General features: G+C 45.0%; 23 protein-coding genes and 1 tRNA gene. 13 read left to right on the top strand and 11 right to left on the bottom strand.

Annotation, left to right across the window (positions count from 1 at the left end; genetic code table 11):
• Positions 1-184: 184 nt before the first annotated feature.
• Positions 185-643: a hypothetical protein gene (locus POF51_RS28085; protein WP_244521843.1), complete on the top strand. Its 459-nt coding sequence runs from the start codon at positions 185-187 to the stop codon at positions 641-643.
• A gap of 434 nt (positions 644-1,077) precedes the next feature.
• Here POF51_RS28085 and POF51_RS28080 read toward each other — a convergent pair whose 3' ends face one another.
• On the bottom strand, positions 1,078-1,431 hold the full coding sequence (locus tag POF51_RS28080) for a hypothetical protein (RefSeq protein ID WP_017246897.1): 354 nt from the start codon (positions 1,429-1,431) through the stop codon (positions 1,078-1,080).
• 575 nt (positions 1,432-2,006) lie between these two features.
• Positions 2,007-2,095: transfer RNA gene (locus POF51_RS28075), tRNA-Ser, on the bottom strand.
• Between the two features lie 158 nt (positions 2,096-2,253).
• Between POF51_RS28075 and POF51_RS28070 the strand changes: the two genes are divergently transcribed.
• On the top strand, positions 2,254-2,973 hold the full coding sequence (locus POF51_RS28070) for a pseudouridine synthase (RefSeq protein ID WP_069852507.1): 720 nt from the start codon (positions 2,254-2,256) through the stop codon (positions 2,971-2,973).
• Positions 2,974-3,012: 39 nt separating this feature from the next.
• On the opposite strand, the gene tadA is transcribed toward POF51_RS28070, so the two are convergent.
• Entirely contained in the window at positions 3,013-3,495 is a 483-nt protein-coding gene (gene tadA, locus POF51_RS28065; protein ID WP_017246893.1) for a tRNA adenosine(34) deaminase TadA, read from the bottom strand.
• 184 nt (positions 3,496-3,679) lie between these two features.
• On the opposite strand from tadA, the gene POF51_RS28060 reads away from it, so the two are divergent.
• The 6 genes from POF51_RS28060 (at position 3,680) to nagE (ending at position 9,665) form a co-directional block, all read left to right on the top strand.
• On the top strand, positions 3,680-4,177 hold the full coding sequence (locus tag POF51_RS28060; RefSeq protein ID WP_056496045.1) for a ribonuclease H-like YkuK family protein: 498 nt from the start codon (positions 3,680-3,682) through the stop codon (positions 4,175-4,177).
• A 370-nt stretch (positions 4,178-4,547) separates the two neighbouring features.
• Positions 4,548-5,405, top strand: coding sequence for a glucose PTS transporter transcription antiterminator GlcT (gene glcT / locus POF51_RS28055; RefSeq protein WP_069852505.1), 858 nt, complete (start codon positions 4,548-4,550; stop codon positions 5,403-5,405).
• A gap of 129 nt (positions 5,406-5,534) precedes the next feature.
• Complete coding sequence (locus POF51_RS28050) at positions 5,535-6,032, top strand: PTS sugar transporter subunit IIA (RefSeq protein ID WP_017246890.1); 498 nt, start codon at positions 5,535-5,537, stop codon at positions 6,030-6,032.
• Positions 6,033-6,062: 30 nt separating this feature from the next.
• A complete protein-coding gene (locus POF51_RS28045) occupies positions 6,063-6,329 on the top strand; it encodes an HPr family phosphocarrier protein (RefSeq protein WP_012683821.1) in 267 nt (88 codons plus the stop codon).
• Between the two features lie 31 nt (positions 6,330-6,360).
• Complete coding sequence (gene ptsP, locus POF51_RS28040; RefSeq protein ID WP_069852503.1) at positions 6,361-8,073, top strand: phosphoenolpyruvate--protein phosphotransferase; 1,713 nt, start codon at positions 6,361-6,363, stop codon at positions 8,071-8,073.
• A 152-nt stretch (positions 8,074-8,225) separates the two neighbouring features.
• A complete protein-coding gene (gene nagE / locus POF51_RS28035) occupies positions 8,226-9,665 on the top strand; it encodes an N-acetylglucosamine-specific PTS transporter subunit IIBC (protein ID WP_069852501.1) in 1,440 nt (479 codons plus the stop codon).
• 18 nt (positions 9,666-9,683) lie between these two features.
• Here the strand turns inward: nagE and POF51_RS28030 are convergent, their stop codons facing one another.
• Positions 9,684-9,944: a hypothetical protein gene (locus POF51_RS28030; RefSeq protein ID WP_271756547.1), complete on the bottom strand. Its 261-nt coding sequence runs from the start codon at positions 9,942-9,944 to the stop codon at positions 9,684-9,686.
• A gap of 13 nt (positions 9,945-9,957) precedes the next feature.
• Positions 9,958-10,170 carry a helix-turn-helix domain-containing protein gene (locus POF51_RS28025; protein ID WP_017246886.1) on the bottom strand — a complete coding sequence of 71 codons (213 nt, stop codon included), beginning with the start codon at positions 10,168-10,170 and terminating at the stop codon, positions 9,958-9,960.
• Between the two features lie 166 nt (positions 10,171-10,336).
• Between POF51_RS28025 and POF51_RS28020 the strand changes: the two genes are divergently transcribed.
• Positions 10,337-10,693, top strand: a complete 357-nt coding sequence (locus POF51_RS28020; protein WP_069852497.1) for a helix-turn-helix domain-containing protein — start codon at positions 10,337-10,339, stop codon at positions 10,691-10,693.
• Positions 10,694-10,788: 95 nt separating this feature from the next.
• Here POF51_RS28020 and POF51_RS28015 read toward each other — a convergent pair whose 3' ends face one another.
• Positions 10,789-11,136, bottom strand: a complete 348-nt coding sequence (locus POF51_RS28015; RefSeq protein ID WP_017246884.1) for a winged helix-turn-helix transcriptional regulator — start codon at positions 11,134-11,136, stop codon at positions 10,789-10,791.
• A 199-nt stretch (positions 11,137-11,335) separates the two neighbouring features.
• Here POF51_RS28015 and POF51_RS28010 point away from each other — a divergent pair, with 199 nt between their 5' ends.
• Positions 11,336-11,746 (top strand): DoxX family protein, encoded by a 411-nt coding sequence (locus POF51_RS28010; RefSeq protein ID WP_017246883.1) that lies wholly within the window; start codon positions 11,336-11,338, stop codon positions 11,744-11,746.
• Positions 11,747-11,814: 68 nt separating this feature from the next.
• Here the strand turns inward: POF51_RS28010 and POF51_RS28005 are convergent, their stop codons facing one another.
• Positions 11,815-12,423 carry a hypothetical protein gene (locus POF51_RS28005; RefSeq protein ID WP_244521842.1) on the bottom strand — a complete coding sequence of 203 codons (609 nt, stop codon included), beginning with the start codon at positions 12,421-12,423 and terminating at the stop codon, positions 11,815-11,817.
• Positions 12,424-12,516: 93 nt separating this feature from the next.
• Here POF51_RS28005 and POF51_RS28000 point away from each other — a divergent pair, with 93 nt between their 5' ends.
• Complete coding sequence (locus tag POF51_RS28000; RefSeq protein ID WP_007719793.1) at positions 12,517-12,693, top strand: hypothetical protein; 177 nt, start codon at positions 12,517-12,519, stop codon at positions 12,691-12,693.
• Between the two features lie 69 nt (positions 12,694-12,762).
• On the opposite strand, the gene POF51_RS27995 is transcribed toward POF51_RS28000, so the two are convergent.
• The 3 genes from POF51_RS27995 to POF51_RS27985 all read right to left on the bottom strand — a co-directional run bounded on the left by POF51_RS27995 (position 12,763) and on the right by POF51_RS27985 (position 16,272).
• Positions 12,763-13,944, bottom strand: a complete 1,182-nt coding sequence (locus tag POF51_RS27995; protein WP_069852492.1) for a NupC/NupG family nucleoside CNT transporter — start codon at positions 13,942-13,944, stop codon at positions 12,763-12,765.
• A 140-nt stretch (positions 13,945-14,084) separates the two neighbouring features.
• Positions 14,085-14,492, bottom strand: a complete 408-nt coding sequence (locus POF51_RS27990) for a RidA family protein (protein WP_069852490.1) — start codon at positions 14,490-14,492, stop codon at positions 14,085-14,087.
• A 139-nt stretch (positions 14,493-14,631) separates the two neighbouring features.
• Positions 14,632-16,272 carry a hypothetical protein gene (locus tag POF51_RS27985; RefSeq protein WP_271756534.1) on the bottom strand — a complete coding sequence of 547 codons (1,641 nt, stop codon included), beginning with the start codon at positions 16,270-16,272 and terminating at the stop codon, positions 14,632-14,634.
• Between the two features lie 187 nt (positions 16,273-16,459).
• Here POF51_RS27985 and POF51_RS27980 point away from each other — a divergent pair, with 187 nt between their 5' ends.
• Entirely contained in the window at positions 16,460-16,885 is a 426-nt protein-coding gene (locus POF51_RS27980) for a DUF7832 domain-containing protein (protein ID WP_271756533.1), read from the top strand.
• A 94-nt stretch (positions 16,886-16,979) separates the two neighbouring features.
• Positions 16,980-17,717 carry a hypothetical protein gene (locus POF51_RS27975; RefSeq protein ID WP_271756532.1) on the top strand — a complete coding sequence of 246 codons (738 nt, stop codon included), beginning with the start codon at positions 16,980-16,982 and terminating at the stop codon, positions 17,715-17,717.
• A gap of 106 nt (positions 17,718-17,823) precedes the next feature.
• On the opposite strand, the gene POF51_RS27970 is transcribed toward POF51_RS27975, so the two are convergent.
• Positions 17,824-18,363: a hypothetical protein gene (locus POF51_RS27970; RefSeq protein ID WP_069852482.1), complete on the bottom strand. Its 540-nt coding sequence runs from the start codon at positions 18,361-18,363 to the stop codon at positions 17,824-17,826.
• Positions 18,364-18,446: the final 83 nt, after the last annotated feature.

Below are 18,446 nucleotides of genomic sequence, written 5' to 3'. Positions count from 1 at the left end.
ATAAGTAGCGAAAGACGCTTAAATAACAAAGATATCGCGACCCGCTAATGAAATGTATTTGATAATATGTGGAATTTATTGATAAATAATAATAATATTGAAACTAATTCACTTGGGGGAGGGAGCGACCATTTGTATTAAAGTGCGCTCTACGTTAGTAGGTCTTATTTACGGTTTGGTAACTATGTTTTTTTTGAGTTTTATCATTTCTTTTCTCGGAGATTTCGCAGCTGGCGGCATGTCGGTTGGGGGAGCATCGTTTGGGGGATGGTTATGGTTTTTTGTGACATCCCTATTTCCTGTATCTGTTATTTCTGGTATTTCAGGTTACTTCCAGGCATTCAGGAACATTCGCCTATGGGTATATTGGGTTTTATGTGCTTTTCTAGGTTTTATAATCCCCCTTTTCATGGGGTCAGTTGGTGCTACGCTGATGCTTATTTTAGAGTATGGCTTTGAGCGTGTAATGACCCCGTCAACAGAGATTACAGCGAATGATATCATGCTTGACTATTTTAAATTAGCACCCCTATATGCCCTGATAGTACTACCAGTTACGACACCCTTTTTGGCTCTTTGGCTTAAAGGAATGCAAGCTTTTCTAACCTATGTTGAAAATAAGCGGAAAAAGGAGACCTTGTGATCTGTAAGGATCGAATCTCCTTCGAACCGACCAGATCATTATGAGCGTCAATAGGCTAGTAAATGGGGTACAGCCAGCAAAGTAACCAGAAACCCACGTTAAGGGAAAAAGTGGCTTATTTGTCATTTGGTTGGCGGTCGCCCAAACAAGAGCCTCAACTTTTTAGTTGGGGCTCTTGTTATAAATTAGAGCGTGATCGGGTTCTTTTTTGATGGAGTGACCAATCATCTGAACGGTTCTAATGGGGTAAATTTCGATTTTTCAATGACTAGCCAACCCTACACCTAGAATAAAAACGCATAAAGGGGCCTTTGTAGCTCGTTTGGTAAGGTGTTTAAACATAACCGGTAGCAAAGGGATTTAGCCTAATCAAGACGTTGATCGGGCTATTCGTGTTATAAAAAATTTTAAAAAAACCCTCCATTTGGGAGGGCCTACGACTTAACTGCTTGCAGGTTAGACTCTAATTTTTTTCGAAGTATCCCTAAATATTTCCGTTTGTATTTGTTTACGCCTTGTTGAGATATGCCTAAATGCTGTGCAACTATTTCTTCTGGAACTCCATTGATGACTACTTGCTCAATAACAAATCTTGCTTTATCCGGAAGGGAATTCAACATTTCTTCTAAGTGTAACTTAGAATCTACAGAAGACATTTGATTCTGCCCACAGATATTTTCTATGATCGGAAGCTCTCGGGTGGAAATCTTCTTTGCTTGATACTGCAACCGCCAAGCGATCCTTCTTAAAACTCTTCTACACTCCTCTATTAATAACTCATCGTTCATGCTTTTCACCGTCCTACCTTATAGGTAAAAAAAGAAGGTAAAAAACAACCGTTTTTTATAAATTATTCCATTCTTTTTTACGCAATTTCATTGCGTTTTCGTATCATATTAAGATTTTTTTTGGGGGCATTGGTTGTAAAAAAACCTCATTTTTCTTCTATATGTATGAAAGCGACAAAGTGACCCATTTCGAAGTTGCTTTTAAAAAACATATCAGAGCTAATATTATATGGCACCATTCCATGAACCTGGTCGTAAAAATCTTCTCGTTGTATTGCATTGTGAAATACAATCTTGAGGCTAAATTGTGTTGCGTAAAACTCTAAAAAGAGTAAGATTCACCCTCATGGATACAACATAATTGGTCTTGTGCTGCATGCCTTATTGTGGTTAAAATCGGCGTTTTTAGCTGTCCGCATCCCCTTAACGTTGTTAATCCGCGTTTTGCTGGCGGTACCCGTTATTAGACGCAAAATTAAAATTTGCTTACAGTTTTTGTGATATAAAAAAATGAAGCATATCTCTGCCACACTGGCAAAAATATGCTTCATTCTCTTCGATCCGAAAAATCTAAGCGGAGAGAGTGGGATTCGAACCCACGCACGCCTCACGACGCCTAACGCATTTCGAGTGCGTCCCCTTATGACCACTTGGGTATCTCTCCATATTTGGTTTGTCAGAAACATTATTTACTATAGCAAAATACAGTCAAAAATGCAAGACTCATTCCTTTGCATTCCCCTTGATTTGCGCGGCTCATTAGGCCAAACTAATAACAGCACACACGATTGTATCCGATCAGAAGAAAAGCGAGGAACATATATGAAACGTGAACGTTTGGACAAGGTGCTGGCCAATATGGCAATCGGCACGCGCAAGGAAGTGAAAGCCTTAGTGAAACAGCGACTGATCGTCGTGGACGGCGTTGTCGCAACAGACCCGGGGATGCATGTCATTGCCGAGGAACAGGAAATTCTTGTGGATGGAGAACCGCTTAACTTTAAGCGCTGGGTGTACGTTTTACTGAACAAGCCGCCTGGAGTCGTTTCTGCTACAGAGGACAATGTCCATGAAACCGTAGTGGACTTGCTCCCGTACGAGTGGGCTATCAAGGTGCATCCGGTAGGCCGACTGGATATTGATACCGAGGGTCTCTTACTCTTGACCAATGACGGTCACCTCTCCCATAGTCTCTTGTCCCCGAAAAAGAAAGTGGACAAGGAGTACTTTGCCCGCATCGATGGCCGAGTTACTGAGCACCATGTACAGGAGTTTGCCAAAGGCGTGGAATTGGAGGACTTCACTACACTGCCAGCCAAGCTGGAGATTATCTCTTCAGGAGAAACATCAGAGATTCGCGTCACCATCATGGAAGGAAAGTTCCATCAGGTAAAACGGATGTTTGCTGCTTTCGACCTGCAAGTCACCTATCTGCAACGGATTCGTATGGGCCCGCTTCACCTTGACCCGTCACTCGCCCCAGGTGAGTATCGCGAACTGACCGAAGAAGAGCTGCACCTGCTGCAAAACGTAAACAAATAAAAACCGCCTGCATGCAGACGGTTTGTCCAGACAGCCCGGTCATTCCTGTACCGGCTGTCTTTTTTTCCGCAATCCACGAAAGAAGTCCTTGAGCATCTGCCCGCATTCCTCTGCAAGAACACCCTCTAAGACTGGCACCTGATGATTGAAGCGTGGTTCCGCGAGCAGGTTCATTAATGTCCCGGCACAGCCAGCCTTCGGATCGCGAGCGCCATACACGACCTGTTCGATACGGCTTTGAACGATTGCACCTGCACACATCGGACATGGCTCCAACGTCACGTACAGCGTACACCCGATCAAGCGCCATCCACCCAAGCGTTCACTTGCCTCCCGTATCGCGATCAATTCCGCGTGCAAGGTAGGGTCTTTTTGTGTTTCCCGCAAGTTGTAGCCGCGACCTACGATTTCCCCGTCGCGCACGATGACCGCACCGATCGGAACCTCGCCAATCGCAGCGGCTTTCCGGGCCTCTTCCATGGCTTGTTTCATATAATAATCATGTTCATTTGCTTGTATCACGTTTCCCTAAAGCTCCTTCAAAAACAGTCTTTCGTCCCGAACAAACGGACCATTTTACCCAAAAAAGTTGATTCAAGAAGTTTTTGTCCCTACCTGTTCACATACTATCTGCGAGATTACATACATTAATGATGTAAGGAAGAAGTATGAAAATCATTGTTAGCCTCTTTCTGGAGGGATGTGAGTGGGCTTAACCTCTGCAAATACGTTATTTGATCGCTTTCACAGTCCGACTAGAGGTCTACTGGCAAAAGAAGAAGTGTTTTCCCACATCGAACATACCATCTCATCAATAGGTGGTCCATTTGAAATTATTGTGGGGGCCGACTCTCAATTAAAAAGCCGCGGGACTTTTTTTGCTCTTGTGATCACAGTGATTCGTCCCGGCCATGGGGGCACCTTCTTTTATCACAAATTTCAAGAACGCCGGTACTCATCCTTGCAACAGCGTATATTTCAGGAAGCGATGTACGCAGTCGGACTTGCCACAGAAGTACGCCAATATTTGCGGGACCACCACTTAGATACTCCCATCCGCCTGCATTTTGATATCGGTACGAATGGCCCTACCCGTAAGTTTATCCAGTCTTTGTTGAGCTTAGCAGAAACCAATCACTTTCGTGCCGAAATCAAACCGAACTCCTTCTGTGCATCTACGATTGCCGACAAGTACACCAAGTAACAAACCAGGCGGATTGCTAATAAGGCGTCCGCTTGGCTTTGTTTTGCCGTTATCCTGCTTGGTTCAAACAATTCGGGACAGGCTTCTGCTTCTCCTGCCCACCGTGTTTTTTCCCGTTAACAGGGTGATTGACAATGTACGAGACGTGAGCTATTATAAGCTTTAATTGAAGCGTTTTCACAAGGCGTGTTACTGGTAATGCAGGCATGAGCCGAGAAGATCTTTTTCTTGTTAAAAAGGTTTTTTCGGCTCTTTTTTCTGATTAATGTCATGGTTCATCGACATTTTTCATTAAATTGGATGGTGACCGCTTGCGGTAAGCAATTACGGTCATGGACCGTTTTTGTCTATCTAAAGGTGGTGGAATGGATTGTCCCGTGAAAAGGAAAAAACGTACGCAATTACGCGTGTGTTGAACCATAACGTCGTACTCGTGGAAGAACCCGGATCCGGACAAGAAATTGTCCTGTTCGGAAAAGGAATCGGATTTGGCGCAAAACCCGGGAATACCATCCCCGCCCATGACTCGCGTGTGGAAAAGCGCTTCAGGCTCGAAAATGAGAACCATCAGAAGCAGTATCAGAACATCTTGAGCCAAGTAGATCCTGCTGTCGTAGGAATTGCGGAAGAAATTATCGCTCTCATTGCGAGTGAGATTACGCCAGAATTGAACGAACACGTCCACGTTGCCTTGCCTGACCATATCCAATTTGCCATCTATCGGCTCAATAACGGCATGGAAATCGTGAATCCGTTCTTGTTCGAAATCCAGACGCTGTACACGAAGGAGTACGCGCTGGCAAACCGGGCAGCGGATATGATCAAGAACGCATTCGACCTGGACATTCCCGATAGTGAAATCGGATTTCTGGCCTTGCACATTCACTCCGCGATCAGCTACGTCCCAGTAAAAAAGGCTGTCCAATTCACCAACATCATCACGGATTTGGTAAGCCTGATTGAAGAACGAACAGCTATTACGATTGAACGCAGTACCATTGACTACGTTCGCCTCATTACCCATTTGCGCTTTGCCGTTGAGCGCATCCGTCAACAAAAATTCATCAAGAACCCGCTTCTGGACCGAGTCAAAACCACCATGCCAGAAGCCTATCAATTGGCAACAGAGCTGGCTGAATACATCTCCACCCGTCTCGAGATCGCTGTACCAGAAGACGAGGTTGGTTACATGGCTCTGCACCTTTATCGCTTATTACAACAAAATTAAATCATAATCCTGCGTGTTACTAGCTCGACTAGGCATGAGCGGTGAGATCATACGGACATAGTAAGTATGTCGTCGTATGAATTCAACCGTCTCATGCCTTTTTTGGTTCAGACGCAAAAGGAGGATACTATGCTACGCAGTCTTTTTTCCCGAAAAAAACAACAACAAGAGGTAACCTTTCTTGCACCTTTAACAGGTACCGTACTCCCCCTGTCCGAAGTTCCTGATCCTGTATTCGCAGGGAAAGTCGTCGGTGATGGAGTAGCGATTTTGCCAAGTGCAGACACTCTCGTCTCCCCTGTCGATGGAAAGGTAACGCATCTTTTCCCTACTCACCATGCTATCGGGCTGTCGACTGAAAGTGGTCTTGAGATATTGATGCATATTGGAATCGATACCGTGAAATTAAACGGGAAAGGCTTTACCCCGTTTGTCTCGGTTGGCGATCAAGTGAAAGCTGGCGACAAGCTCATCCAATTCGACAAGAGCGTACTGGAAGAGGCGGGTTGTCCGATTGTAACACCGATCGTTATTACAAACGGTGATCGGGTTGCTGAAAAAAATGTGGTGGCAAAAGCAACTGTGCAAGCAGGTCAAGAGCCACTGATGACTGTCGTCTTAAAATAAAGCGAAGTGCATGGTTGAAGGAGGTACAACATGGTTCAATTTGAAGTTACCGTCAATGTAGAGGGTGGGCTCCACGCGAGACCAGCAGCTCTACTCGTGAATTGTTCGTCGCAATCTCAGTCAAAGATTACGCTGAGCAAAGGGACAAAACACGCAGATGGCAAAAGCATTCTCGGCATCATGACGTTGGGTGTTTCCCAAGGTGACACCCTGACCGTTCAGATCGACGGCGCGGATGAACAAAACGTAGCCACTGCGATTCAGCAGCTATTGGAGCAATCCTCGTCAAACATATAGTGTAAACGACGGACAGGAAGGTGAAGGATGTATGTTAAAAGGAATCCCGGTTTCCGCTGGCATTTCGATTGCCCCTGTTTTACGCCTCACACACGAAACAGCCATCGCGCAGGCAGAGTCCACCACTCCAGTGGATACGACTCAGGAGCTAGGACTACTTAGCAAAAGCGTAGAGCAAGCACGCGAACAACTGGAAAAGCTAAAGGAACAGACAGAGGAGCAATTAGGCTCGGAAAAAGCGGCCATCCTCTCTGCTCATATCGCCTTTTTGGATGACCCGGCATTTGTCGGGGAGATGAATGCGCTCATCGAAAATCAACAACTGGCGGCATCTGCCGCTGTCTCGCAAGTAGCCGATCAATTCATTGCTCTATTTGAGAGTATGGACGATGCCTACATGAAAGAGCGCGCGGATGATATTCGTGATGTGAGCCGCCGTCTGATTCGAAATATTTCGGGCGGTGACACCGTCATCTCCTACCCGGAAGAGCCTTTCATCCTGGTTGCATGGGACGTCACCCCATCCGAGACGCTTCAGCTTCCACTCGAGCATGTACGGGGAATTGTCACGGCAAAAGGCGGCGCTACCTCTCATGCAGCCATATTGGCACGCTCTCTCGGTATTCCCGCTGTCATGGGTGCAGGCGATACCTTAATGGAAAAAGTAGACTCCGGAAATTTGCTGATCATCGACGGAACCTCTGGACAGCTGATTGTTTCGCCTGATGCGGATACACTGGCTGCCTATCAGGAAAAAGCCGCGCAGGAAGAAAAGGAACGCCAAATGTACGAAGCCATTAAGGAGCTGCCTGCCGAAACAACCGATGGCCACCGTGTTCACCTGATGGCAAACATGGCCGTGCCAGAAGAATCGGATGCACTGGTCGCATCTGGTGTAGAAGGAATCGGGTTGTTCCGCTCCGAGTTTTTGTTCATGGATCGCAGCACCCTTCCCGATGAGGACGAACAATTTGCTGCATACAAGCATGTAGCCGCTGCTTTTGGCGACAAGCCAGTCATCATTCGCACCTTGGATGTTGGCGGTGACAAGCATTTGCCAGCACTCGCGCTTCCACAGGAGGAAAACCCGTTCCTTGGCTTCCGCGCCATGCGCATCTCATTAGCCAGACCGGAATTGTTCCTGGTGCAATTACGCGCTCTCTTGCGTGCCAGTGCATTTGGTCGCCTGCTGATCATGTTCCCGATGATTTCCCATCTGGAGCAGCTGCGTGAAGCCAAACGATTGCTGGAGCAAGCGAAAGCAGAGTTGCGGGCAGAAGGAATTGCTTTTGACGAGAAGATCGCAGTAGGCATGATGATGGAGATTCCGGGTGCCTGCCTGCAAGCAGATGCGTTTGCGAAAGAGGTAGATTTTTTCAGCATCGGCACGAATGATCTCGTTCAATATACGCTGGCCGTAGACCGGATGAATGCCAATATTGCCGAGCTGTACAGCTACTACCATCCAGCCGTATTACGATTGATTTCCCAAGTCATCCAAGCTTCCCATCGGGCGGGCATTTGGACCGGACTGTGCGGGGAAATGGCGGGAGATCCGTTGGCAACAAAGCTCCTGCTCGGATTGGGACTCGATGAGTTCAGCGGTGCCGCTTCGGTGATGCCAAAAGTCAAAGAACGTATCCGCTCCACCAGCGTAGAAGAAGCGAAGCAACTGGCCGAACACGTTCTTACACTCTCTACTGTAGACGAGGTTGTTCAATATCTGAAAGACAAAGCCTTATAAAAGGTTTTGTCGCCTGAGTAGTGTAAGCGCTTTCAACATATCGATCAGAATGGTCTCTCTCCGGCTTATTCCTTGTGCCCTCATCATTTTGCCATTCATCCGGAGAGCGGCTTCCCTGATAAATTCATTTCATTCCAAGGAGGTTTTATCCTATGCTCGCTTTTCTGCAAAAGATTGGGAGAGCCCTCATGCTCCCGGTTGCAACGTTGCCAGCCGCAGCGATTTTGCAAAGCTTTGGTCTTCTCAAATTCGAGAAGGACCTCAATCTCGGCGCCTTTGGTGCATTCATGGACTCCTACATCGCTCCGCTTTTGGCTGCTGGTGGTTCAGCCATTTTTGACAACCTGGCTTTAATCTTTGCTGTCGGTGTTGCCATTGGATTGGCGGGAGATGCTGTTGCTGCTTTGGCTGCTGTCATCGCCTACGTCGTATTAACGAAAGTACTTGCAGCTGTTCCTGCTGCCTTGCCTTTCATCGCGGACGATTTGAAACTGAACATGGGTGTCATCGGCGGTATTATGGCGGGTGGTATTGCAGCGTTTTTCTATAACCGCTACCATTCGATCAAGCTACCAGAATGGCTAGGATTCTTCGGTGGAAAACGCTTCGTCCCGATCATCACTTCTCTTTCCATGGTTGTCATCGGTTTGATTTTCGGGATCATTTGGGGGCCCATCCAGATTGCCCTTGACTCATTGGGCTCTTGGATCGTAGGTCTCGGCGCAACAGGTTCTTTCTTGTTCGGATTCTTCAACCGATTGCTCGTTCCATTTGGTCTGCACCACGTACTCAATGCGATTGCCTGGTTCCAAATCGGTGACTTTACCGATGCGACAGGAAAAGTCGTACACGGCGACTTGCATCGTTTCTTTGCGGGAGACCCATCAGCAGGAATGTTTATGACTGGTTTCTATCCGATCATGATGTTCGCACTTCCTGGAGCGGCTTTCGCTATTATTCACTCAGCGCGTCCTGAAAAACGCAAAGTAGTTGCTTCTATGTTTATCGGTGCAGCTCTCGCTTCGTTCCTGACCGGGATTACCGAGGTAGTTGAATTTGCGTTCATGTTCGCTGCTCCACTCCTGTATTTTGTTCACGCGATATTGACGGGTGTGTCCGGGTATATCGTGACCTCTCTAGGTATCAAGCACGGCTTTGGATTCTCAGCGGGTCTGATCGACTACGGCATCAACTACCACCTCTCTACGAATGCTTGGATGATCATCCCGATTGGTCTGGCATTCGCCGTGGTCTACTACGTCCTGTTCCGTTTCCTGATCGTGAAGTTGAACCTCAAGACGCCAGGACGAGAAGATGACGAAGAAATGACAGTTACAGCTACAGGAAGGAACAATTCGATGCAGGATAAAGCGATCCAAGTGCTCACTCACATTGGTGGAAAAGAAAACGTCGTTAGCGTAGACGCTTGCATCACTCGTTTGCGTCTCGTCTTGAAGGATGACAAGAAGGTCAACGACAAAGCCTTGAAGGACCTCGGTGCAGCAGGTGTTATGCGACTGGGTCAAGGAAGCGTGCAAGTCGTCTTCGGAACCCATTCGGAGCTGCTAAAAGAAGAGATCAGCAAGCTATAAAATACAACGAATGCCCGGTCACGGTGAAGTCCGTACCGGGCTTTTTTCTGTTTCCTGAACGGGTAACGGACGCGACCCGGCATCATTCCCACCATGTGTCGTACTATATGGGCATCGCGCGTTGTTTTCCAACTCCTTTTCAAATAGTATCAAGCGCTCGAGAAATCCCTCGCAAGCCGGCATACTCTGTGGCGCCATCATTTCAATTTCGTAAGCGACGGTTTTTCTCCATATTTCCAGCTGCCTTCTATTTGCCTCCCAAGCGTTCAAGCCCCCCACCCCTTTTGCCAAATCAGCAAACCATTCGGATAAAAAGATCAAGCATGTTACATCTTAGTTTTTTAGCCAACACTGGCAAATGATTAGCCTTGAAGTCATATTCTCCCTTCTCGTACTTCAAGTATGTCGAAGCATTTCGAAACCCGAGTGCTTCCGCCATTTCTTGCAAGGTCAACTTGCACTCATTACGTCGTTGCGCGATAAATGGGAGGTTGAGTCTTTCCACCAGTTATCTCCTCCTGATTTGCAAAAATGGCAAATATTTATAGTTACATCATATCCTTTCAATTTTAGCAAAGTCAATACAGATTTTGTCATATTAGCAATCTTGTTTTTTCCGTTTTGGAAAATTGTTAGAATGGAATTGCCAAAACGATAAAGGTGGTCTCACGATGTCCATAATTGGTCAACGCATAAAATGGCTGCGCGAACAAAAACAATGGTCACAACTTCAATTAGCTGAAAAGCTGGGCATACATAATACCGTACTTTCGCGGATCGAGTCAGGCGAAAAGAAGGGCGTCGATTTTCATCTGATTTCCAAAGTCGCAGATTTATTTGAAGTATCCACCGATTTTCTCCACGGGCGCACGGAGGAACCATCTTGGCAACGCGGTTCTGTCCGGGAAACACCGGCGACCTTCTTAGATGTCGATGGCCTGTCAGAGGACGAGCTGGTTGAGGTCAAGCGCCATATTGAATTTTTAAAGTGGAAGGCTTTGCAAGAAAAGAACGAAGATCCTTCGTAAAGATGAACAGATAACAGAAAAACCCCTGTCTCCAGGGGTTTTCATCGTGGCAAGCGTCAGGCGTACTCTCCTGATGCTTTTTTATATAGGCTGTGTTATTCTTCGCTGTCGTTAGCCATTTCGTCTGCATTCAACTCGATCCAGCTCTGCGACCAGGTCTCAATCCCTTTGAGCACTGGAGTCAGAGCTTTCCCCATCTCCGTTAAGGAATACTCTACGCGGACAGGAGCAGAATCAGTAAACACCTGCCGATGCACGAGTCCTTCCTTCTCCAAATCCTTCAAACGCTCAGAAAGTAGCCTTCCGCTAACTGGCAGGGCCCCTTCCAATGCACAAAATCGCTGTGGTCCCGACAACAACTGGTATAGGATTAGACCTGTCCATCGCTTTCCCAACAACTGCATACCTTTTTCGAACTTCGGACAGAGGGTAGACTCTTTCATAGGTATCACCTCATTCTCCTTTCAGTATACCGCTCTTTGTTCAATCCATCAAAACCAATGATGCGAATCAACCTTGAAAATTTCAATTGCCAACCGTTGGGATTTTAATCGAATGACTTGACTTAAGAAATTATTATTGTATACTTACTAACGAAAAGTAACTTTGTTACACATTTAAATTTATCGGAGGGATTCATACATGTCAAATCGTTTTGAATGGAGCGCACTTATTCTACGTGTGATTGCTGGTCTTACTTTTGCCATTCATGGAGTGGCTAAATTCCAAATGGGGCTGGAGAATGTCGCTGGTTTCTTCGGAACCATGGGACTTCCTGCATTCATTGCTTATCTCGTAGCCTTCTTGGAGGTAGTCGGTGGTATCGCCTTGATTCTGGGTCTGGGTACTCGCGTGTTCGCAGGTGCGTTGTCTGTTGTTATGATTGGTGCCATCTTTACAGCCAAGCTCGCTGCTGGCTTCCTGGGCGGTGAAGGTGGAGCTGGTTATGAATTGGATCTGGCCTTGCTTGCGATGTTGGTTGCTCTTGGCATCAGCGGCAGCTCCAAGTTCGCACTGGACACTATTCTGTTTGGAAAAAGCTCGGTTGAGTAATTCCATTGTTACACGTATAAAAGCCAGTCTGAAGGTCATATTCGAGCCTTCTGACTGGCTTTTTCTCTTTATTCTTTTTGCGGCGATTCCTCGATCATTTTTTTATTGATGATTCTTATTTTGTCTGCTGGAGATTGCTCGTCCTTTGCACTAATAAATACGGAGTTATCTCCCGCTTCAAAAAACATGACATAATCCTGATCGGCCATGCTCTTATCTTCACTGACAGGCGGCCCCAGATTTTTACGGATCGTGTCCAGATTCGTTTCATTTAGATGAAGACCCGCCAAATCAATTCCATATACGCGATCCTGCCCATCAAAATAAATGAGCGCACTCTTTAGCTTCTCAAAGACTTCATAGCGTCCGCCATCCCAATAATCTTGTTTCGTTACCTTTCCGTATAGCGCAGAAACCTCATCCCGCTTCATCCCGATGTGGATATCGAAGCCACTGATTTCGTTTTTGGCAAGCAGCTGCAAAAATTGCTCATCCAGCGTAATTTGACGCACGGTAGCGGTTTGCTTCTCTTGCTTTTTGTCACCCCCGCTATTTCCCGCCTCTTGCTTCTGCTCGGTAACAGGTTGTTGTTTAGAATCTGTTGATACGCTCGTGTCAGGTGAACAGCCTCCCACAATCAAACCTGCCACTACGGTCATACACACCCATTTTCTCAACCGACTTCACTCCTTTATCTCCTCTTGAATGGTCTCATCGCAACTTCGTCACTGGTAAGACGTATCTTTTAGTGAAAGTGAGGTGTTGTATGAATGCCACTCTGGTTACTCGTCGTACTTATTTTCGGAGGTCTCTTGCTGATTGGAGCCATCATCGATTGGATTGCCAAGCGCCGGAAGCAGAGAGTCCTCATAGAGCGTAACAACCGTGATTCCCATTCCTTTGATGAAGGATACGATCCGAGAAATAAAGACGAATATCTCAATTGATAGACGCTACTCCCCATCATTTGGTTACGAAACCGTCCCTAACAAAAAAGACCCCGGAAAGGGTCCCCTTCACACTACAATGCTGATGATAATTCCTGACAAAATGCTGACGAGTGTTGCCCCATACAGCAGCTTTAGTCCAAACCGAGCGACGACATTTCCTTGCCTTTCATTCAAGCCTTTTACCGCGCCAACAATCGTCCCGATGGAGCCAAAGTTCGCAAACGAGATCAAAAACACCGACACGATGGCGACCGTTCTCTCGCTTAACTGACCTTGAATTTTCGTAAAGTCGAGGATGGCGACAAACTCGTTCGCCACTATTTTAGTGGCCATGATACTTCCCGCTTGTACGGCTTCATGCCAAGGAACCCCCATAAGAAAAGCGAGGGGAGCAAAGACATACCCTAACAACGCTTGGAACGAGATACCGAATACCGCCGTGAATAACCCGTTCACCATCGCAATGATTGCAATAAATCCGAGCAACATCGCTGCCACGACTACAGCTACTTTAAATCCATCTAGAATGTACTCCCCGAGCATTTCAAAGAAGGCCTGTCTCTCTTCTTTTTCTTGATCGAGCAAGTCATCTTCCGGCTTCACTATATACGGATTAATAATGGAAGCAATGATAAAACCACCAAATAGGTTAAGCACCAACGCAGCTACTACATACTCCGGTTTGAGCATGGTCATAAAGGAACCGACAATCGACATAGACACGGTGGACATCGCAGAGGCGCACAATGTGTACAGCCTGTTTTCGGGTATAGCACTGAGCTGTTTTTTCACGGTAATAAACACTTCGGACTGCCCGACGATCGCCGAAGCAATCGCATTATACGACTCCAATTTTCCCATGCCATTCACTTTGCTCAATACGAGTCCCACATAATGAATAAATAAAGGGAGAATTCTCGTGTATTGCAGAATGCCTATCAGTGCAGATACGAACACAATCGGCAGCAAAACTTGTAAGAAAAACGGAGACGCACCCGGATTCGCAATGCCACCGAAAACAAAATTGATCCCCTCGTAAGCATACTCCAGGAGTACAGAAAAACTGCTGGCAATGCCTGATATTAAAATGAGTCCAATACTGGTTCGCAACAACAGCAAACCAAACACGATCTGAATCAGAATCATGATGAGGATAGGGCGATACCGAATGTGCTTTTTATTACTACTTGCCAGCCAAGCAAGCAAAAATACCGTGATCAAACCTATACCTGCGATGATATAATTCATGCAACCAACTCCAATAGCAAAAGATTTAGAGCCGACACGTACCATTGCCGATCCGCTTATCTCGCTCCATAATCTTCCCAAAAGAGCACAAAAAAACCCTCCTGAACGATGAATAATCGAACAGAAGGGGGATGGGACATCTATATATCTGCAACGGCGATAGCCTCAATCTCAATCAACAGCTCGTCCCTGATGAGCTTGCTCACTTCAACGGCAGAGCTCGCTGGCGGGGTTTCTGTATTCACGTACTGATCTCGAATCTCACGGACAATGTGCATCTTGGAGATGTCGGTCACGAAAAAAGTCAATTTCACTACATGCTCAAAGCTGACTCCTGACGCTTCTAACGCGAATTGGATATTATCGAAAACTTGTTTTGTCTGTGCGGCTAAATCGCCTGTGCCGACCACTTGGCCTTCCCTGTTGAGAGCCACCTGTCCCGATACATAAATCGTCCGTGCGTTCCGAACCTCCACCGCATGGGTGTAGCCAAACGTAGGTGGCATTGTTTCAGGGTTAATGAAGTTGATTCGCTTATCATTTTGCATCTGACATGCTCCCTCCGATTCTCATTTATTGGTAATTCATTCTACCATACCCGAAAAATTCTGACCATTCCTCGAGTTCTCAAAGAAAGAGAGGAATGAATAACCCGTCTCCAGCTCGGCTGAGGACGGGTTTTGCTTTTTATTGGTTTCTATTGGAGGAATTAAATTGATCAAATAGCCCGCTTCCAGAGCTTTTTGGCTGTTCTTTTTTGTTTACGGCTTCAAATTGCTGAAACAGTCCGCCATCATGCTTCTTTTTTTCTTCTACTCTTATTTCTTTCTTTTTGGGTAGGGGCTGTTGAATCGGTGTTCTTTCTGGCGTTACATTCTTTTTCTTTCTCGTATGGTTGGTGTTTTTCTTCATGATCTTGTTAGGCGGTTGATTCTTCTTCTTTTTTCTTCTATTCATATACCAATACCATAAAGGAAGAATACCGAGCATAATCGTACCCGCCGTAATGAGATACAGCTTCCAGATCGATTGCCTTTTCTCTTCCTCCTTTTTTTCTTCCCGCATCTTTTGGACAGCCTGTTCAAAATCACGAACCTTATAATTTTCTTTAACAGACGACAAGTTCTTTACAAACCCAACCGAGCCCCTTCCATAATAGATAAAATTCCGCAGGGCATTGTTCACTGTCATCTGGTATATGTATCCTGTCGGGACACCTGAATCCTGGATTTTTTCTTTGATCTCTCCCATAAGATCAGGAGAAGTCGGATCAATCATTTGGTCATATTCCAAAACTTCATAGTTCTTAAGTTCTTTTTTTCCTACTAACTGAACATTTTCCTCATTATTGAACAGAAAATACCTCGGAATCCTATTGATACTCTTCCGATAGACTTTGTTTTTCGGGAAATTATGCAAGGCCATTTCGTTGCTATGCATTTCCAGCGTTTGCTCTGACAGCAGTACCTCTTCTGCTTCTACGATGGGGAGGTTTTTCTCTAAGGCTTCATATTTAGGGAGCCATTGAATGATACCATCTGGGTCTAAAAACATGTAAATGTCCTGATATTGAAAGGATGCCACATAGATTTGATCCGTTGGCAGGCTATTAAGATAAAACTCTTTTTCAAATGGTGTTGGATCGAAATTGTATGGGATGTTAAATACTGTTGCCCCATTTATCTCACTCTCATCTACCTCTTCTAACTGTCCGTTATTATGTACGGTAAAGTATAGGGGACCATTATGAGTTGGGTCACCCCAAATGGTCGATTGATAATATTGATTCGGTTGTAAATGGTATGGTCCAATACCGCTATCGATTTGGATTAAGAGTTCGGACCGCTTGATTCTTTCCTCTTCCGCAGCGGCTTCTTCGCTCGTCTCCTCTTCTTGGCTTGTCTCTTCTTCCACGTTTTCTTCTTCATCATCGTCGTCGTCAGCCTTTTTTTTGATTTTAACCGGCTTGGATGATTTGAAACCGCTTGACGGTTTTGCGCTTTTTATCGAGGAGCTTGAACTTTTGCTGGTTGAGCTTGAACTTTTGCTGGTTGAGCCTGAGCTTTTTCCTGAAGAGTACGAGCTTCTGCCGGACGAATATGAGCCTGTACTAGATGACCCTGAGCTTCTGCCCGACGAATATGAGCTGGTACCAGATGATCCTGAACTTTTGCCTGAAGAATATGAGCTGGTACTAGACGAACCTGAGCTTCTGCCAGAACTACTGGAGCTAGAGGAACTTGAACCTCTAGATGACGCAGGCTCTACAGGAAGGATTACTAGACTAATCATTACAGCGCTAAGAAAATAGGCAAGCAAATTCCGCATGAAATATAACCCCTCTATGAACCAACCAATGGTTTTCTCTATATAACAGTTAAATACTACCACTTCGCATCATGGCAATGCTACAAAATTCCTACCCTTCCTTCTTCATCCTCTTTTGGCTTTTTACGATTACATCTATCCTGTATAATTTTTGAAAAATGGGCAATTAGAAAGAGAGGATTCGCTAGTGACAACGGTATACGATAAAGCGAAATATCATTACGAAAACTTTGAGGAAGATCTGCCTCAAAAACAGGCATACGTACATACAGGTTTTTTCATCGGCTGGTTGATTGAAAATGATATGGTTAGCGAGGAGTTTCAAAAGAGTTTTGCAAACCTGATTGCTGATTTTAAACAAAGGAAGATGACTGGTCCTGAAGTTTATGAGAAGACGGGTGGAGTATTTGCTAAAGATATGCTGAATGAAGAAGGAAACCAGTTCGCAATGTTTTACTTCGATTTCGATACGGGGGAGTATCGCTATCATTATCTCGAAGCGTTTGATTGTGAGCCAAGCGTGTACCACGTGGAAGATACTTGGGGGAATTACGATCATATCAAAGATTGGATCGACAATGAGTATGAGTACTGGTGCGAGAAAAATGAATAGGACCCTGAAACGCGTAATCCCTCCTATCAAATTGGCAGTACAATTCGCAGTAATAGACGCAAATTCTCATAACATGTCTATCTAAGAGGAAAACATGAAAAACTTTATAACTTACGGTTTATTTCTAATTGTTATATTAGGAGTCGGATTAATTGGATGTTCTTCAAACAATCAGAAAACTACTGATTCTGTAGGCTCATACAGTAACCAAAATCAAAACCGGGAAGAACTGATTATCACAAGTGAAAGTGAAACGATTACCATTCCAATTGAACAAATCCCTACTATACGTACATATTTAGAAGAATACACTACCAGTTCATCTGAACGAAAAACTGAAATAGATCGCATGAGAGTTAACCCACTTCCTAATCCCAACGCTACCTACGCAGTCATAAGTTACAGTTGTGGAATAAAGTTATGTGACAATGTTCTTGTAAACTATAAAAACGATCAGGTCACATCTATCCCCCTCCCGCAATCAAGCTTTTTTCAGGAGGCTCTATTTACGGTCGATAACAAATATTTAGCTATAAAATTTGGGAAAAATGAAGGAGCAACTGTAAGCAGAAGTAGTTTAGTGATAATTGACACCGTCGAAATTAAAAACGCGGAGTTTCAAAATAATAGCGAAATAATCAGCAAGATAACTAATGGAAATTTCACCGTACCCATTCGTAATTTGCATTGGGAAAATGATACGACGTTAAAAGTAACGATTCCCGATATAAAGGACTACTCGTTTAAAACTATTGAAAAATGGGTTAATGAGGAAAGTGAAACTAAAATCAAAGAAGTAAAAATTACTTTGGGGAGTATTCCAAATGTGTAACCTCGAATAAACGAATCTACATGCTAGACGTCTCTCCACATCATCTTAAACAAAGAACGTCCACTCCTATTTAAAGTGAACGTTCTTTCTGTGTTTGTTATCTTTATTATTTCTTCACGATAAAATCAGACATAACTACCTTCTCCCATTGGATTCCTTTTGGACTCACGTTGGTGTAAAGCGTTATGGAGTCCGCATCTTCCATTACCGCTTTCAAATGAAAATTCATGTCCTTGGGCTGCAAATATTCATCATACAGCTGTTGGTAGTTGGGATCGTTCTTTTCTTTTGCGACTTTGATGTATTCTACCGTGTCAGGGTCTTTCTCAAAGTTTTTGTATTTCACTTGATATGCGAATGTCGCTTCTACTTTTCCATCTACTGTTTTCTCTTCATAATCCGATAGTGTAAACTCCAGCAACTCATAGTAGGGGGAGAAAGCTTTCTTGCTCTCTTCTTCCATATAGCTTGCGATTTGGTTATAGCTTGTAGAGCTGTCGACCGATTGTTTCGGTTCTGTGCCAGTGTTCGTTACTTCTTTTGCAGGTGGCGCGGCAGTCTGATTTTGTACGACCGCATCTGAGCTGCAACCACTGAAGAAAATCGCCAAGACCATAGCCATACATCCTACAATCACTTTTTTCAAAAGAACCCCCCCTTATTTCGTTCGTCATTTGATATACGTTATACATTGGAGGCATGCTACACGTCTCAACAAAAAAAGAAAAA

The sequence above is a fragment of the Brevibacillus sp. AG genome, assembly GCF_028369215.1.
Lineage (GTDB): Bacteria > Bacillota > Bacilli > Brevibacillales > Brevibacillaceae > Brevibacillus > Brevibacillus porteri.
Note: the sequence above shows the minus strand (reverse complement) of the source record. Positions and strands in the feature narration are given on the sequence as shown.

What these genes read in the sequence shown, in the direction of transcription:
- POF51_RS28085 (WP_244521843.1), top strand. Translation starts at nt 185, where the DNA reads ATGTTTTTTTTGAGTTTTATCATTTCTTTTCTCGGAGATTTCGCAGCT.
- POF51_RS28080 (WP_017246897.1), bottom strand. Translation starts at nt 1,431, where the DNA reads ATGAACGATGAGTTATTAATAGAGGAGTGTAGAAGAGTTTTAAGAAGG.
- POF51_RS28070 (WP_069852507.1), top strand. Translation starts at nt 2,254, where the DNA reads ATGAAACGTGAACGTTTGGACAAGGTGCTGGCCAATATGGCAATCGGC.
- POF51_RS28050 (WP_017246890.1), top strand. Translation starts at nt 5,535, where the DNA reads ATGCTACGCAGTCTTTTTTCCCGAAAAAAACAACAACAAGAGGTAACC.
- POF51_RS28045 (WP_012683821.1), top strand. Translation starts at nt 6,063, where the DNA reads ATGGTTCAATTTGAAGTTACCGTCAATGTAGAGGGTGGGCTCCACGCG.
- ptsP (WP_069852503.1), top strand. Translation starts at nt 6,361, where the DNA reads ATGTTAAAAGGAATCCCGGTTTCCGCTGGCATTTCGATTGCCCCTGTT.
- nagE (WP_069852501.1), top strand. Translation starts at nt 8,226, where the DNA reads ATGCTCGCTTTTCTGCAAAAGATTGGGAGAGCCCTCATGCTCCCGGTT.
- POF51_RS28020 (WP_069852497.1), top strand. Translation starts at nt 10,337, where the DNA reads ATGTCCATAATTGGTCAACGCATAAAATGGCTGCGCGAACAAAAACAA.
- POF51_RS28015 (WP_017246884.1), bottom strand. Translation starts at nt 11,136, where the DNA reads ATGAAAGAGTCTACCCTCTGTCCGAAGTTCGAAAAAGGTATGCAGTTG.
- POF51_RS28010 (WP_017246883.1), top strand. Translation starts at nt 11,336, where the DNA reads ATGTCAAATCGTTTTGAATGGAGCGCACTTATTCTACGTGTGATTGCT.
- POF51_RS28000 (WP_007719793.1), top strand. Translation starts at nt 12,517, where the DNA reads ATGCCACTCTGGTTACTCGTCGTACTTATTTTCGGAGGTCTCTTGCTG.
- POF51_RS27995 (WP_069852492.1), bottom strand. Translation starts at nt 13,944, where the DNA reads ATGAATTATATCATCGCAGGTATAGGTTTGATCACGGTATTTTTGCTT.
- POF51_RS27990 (WP_069852490.1), bottom strand. Translation starts at nt 14,492, where the DNA reads ATGCAAAATGATAAGCGAATCAACTTCATTAACCCTGAAACAATGCCA.
- POF51_RS27985 (WP_271756534.1), bottom strand. Translation starts at nt 16,272, where the DNA reads ATGCGGAATTTGCTTGCCTATTTTCTTAGCGCTGTAATGATTAGTCTA.
- POF51_RS27975 (WP_271756532.1), top strand. Translation starts at nt 16,980, where the DNA reads ATGAAAAACTTTATAACTTACGGTTTATTTCTAATTGTTATATTAGGA.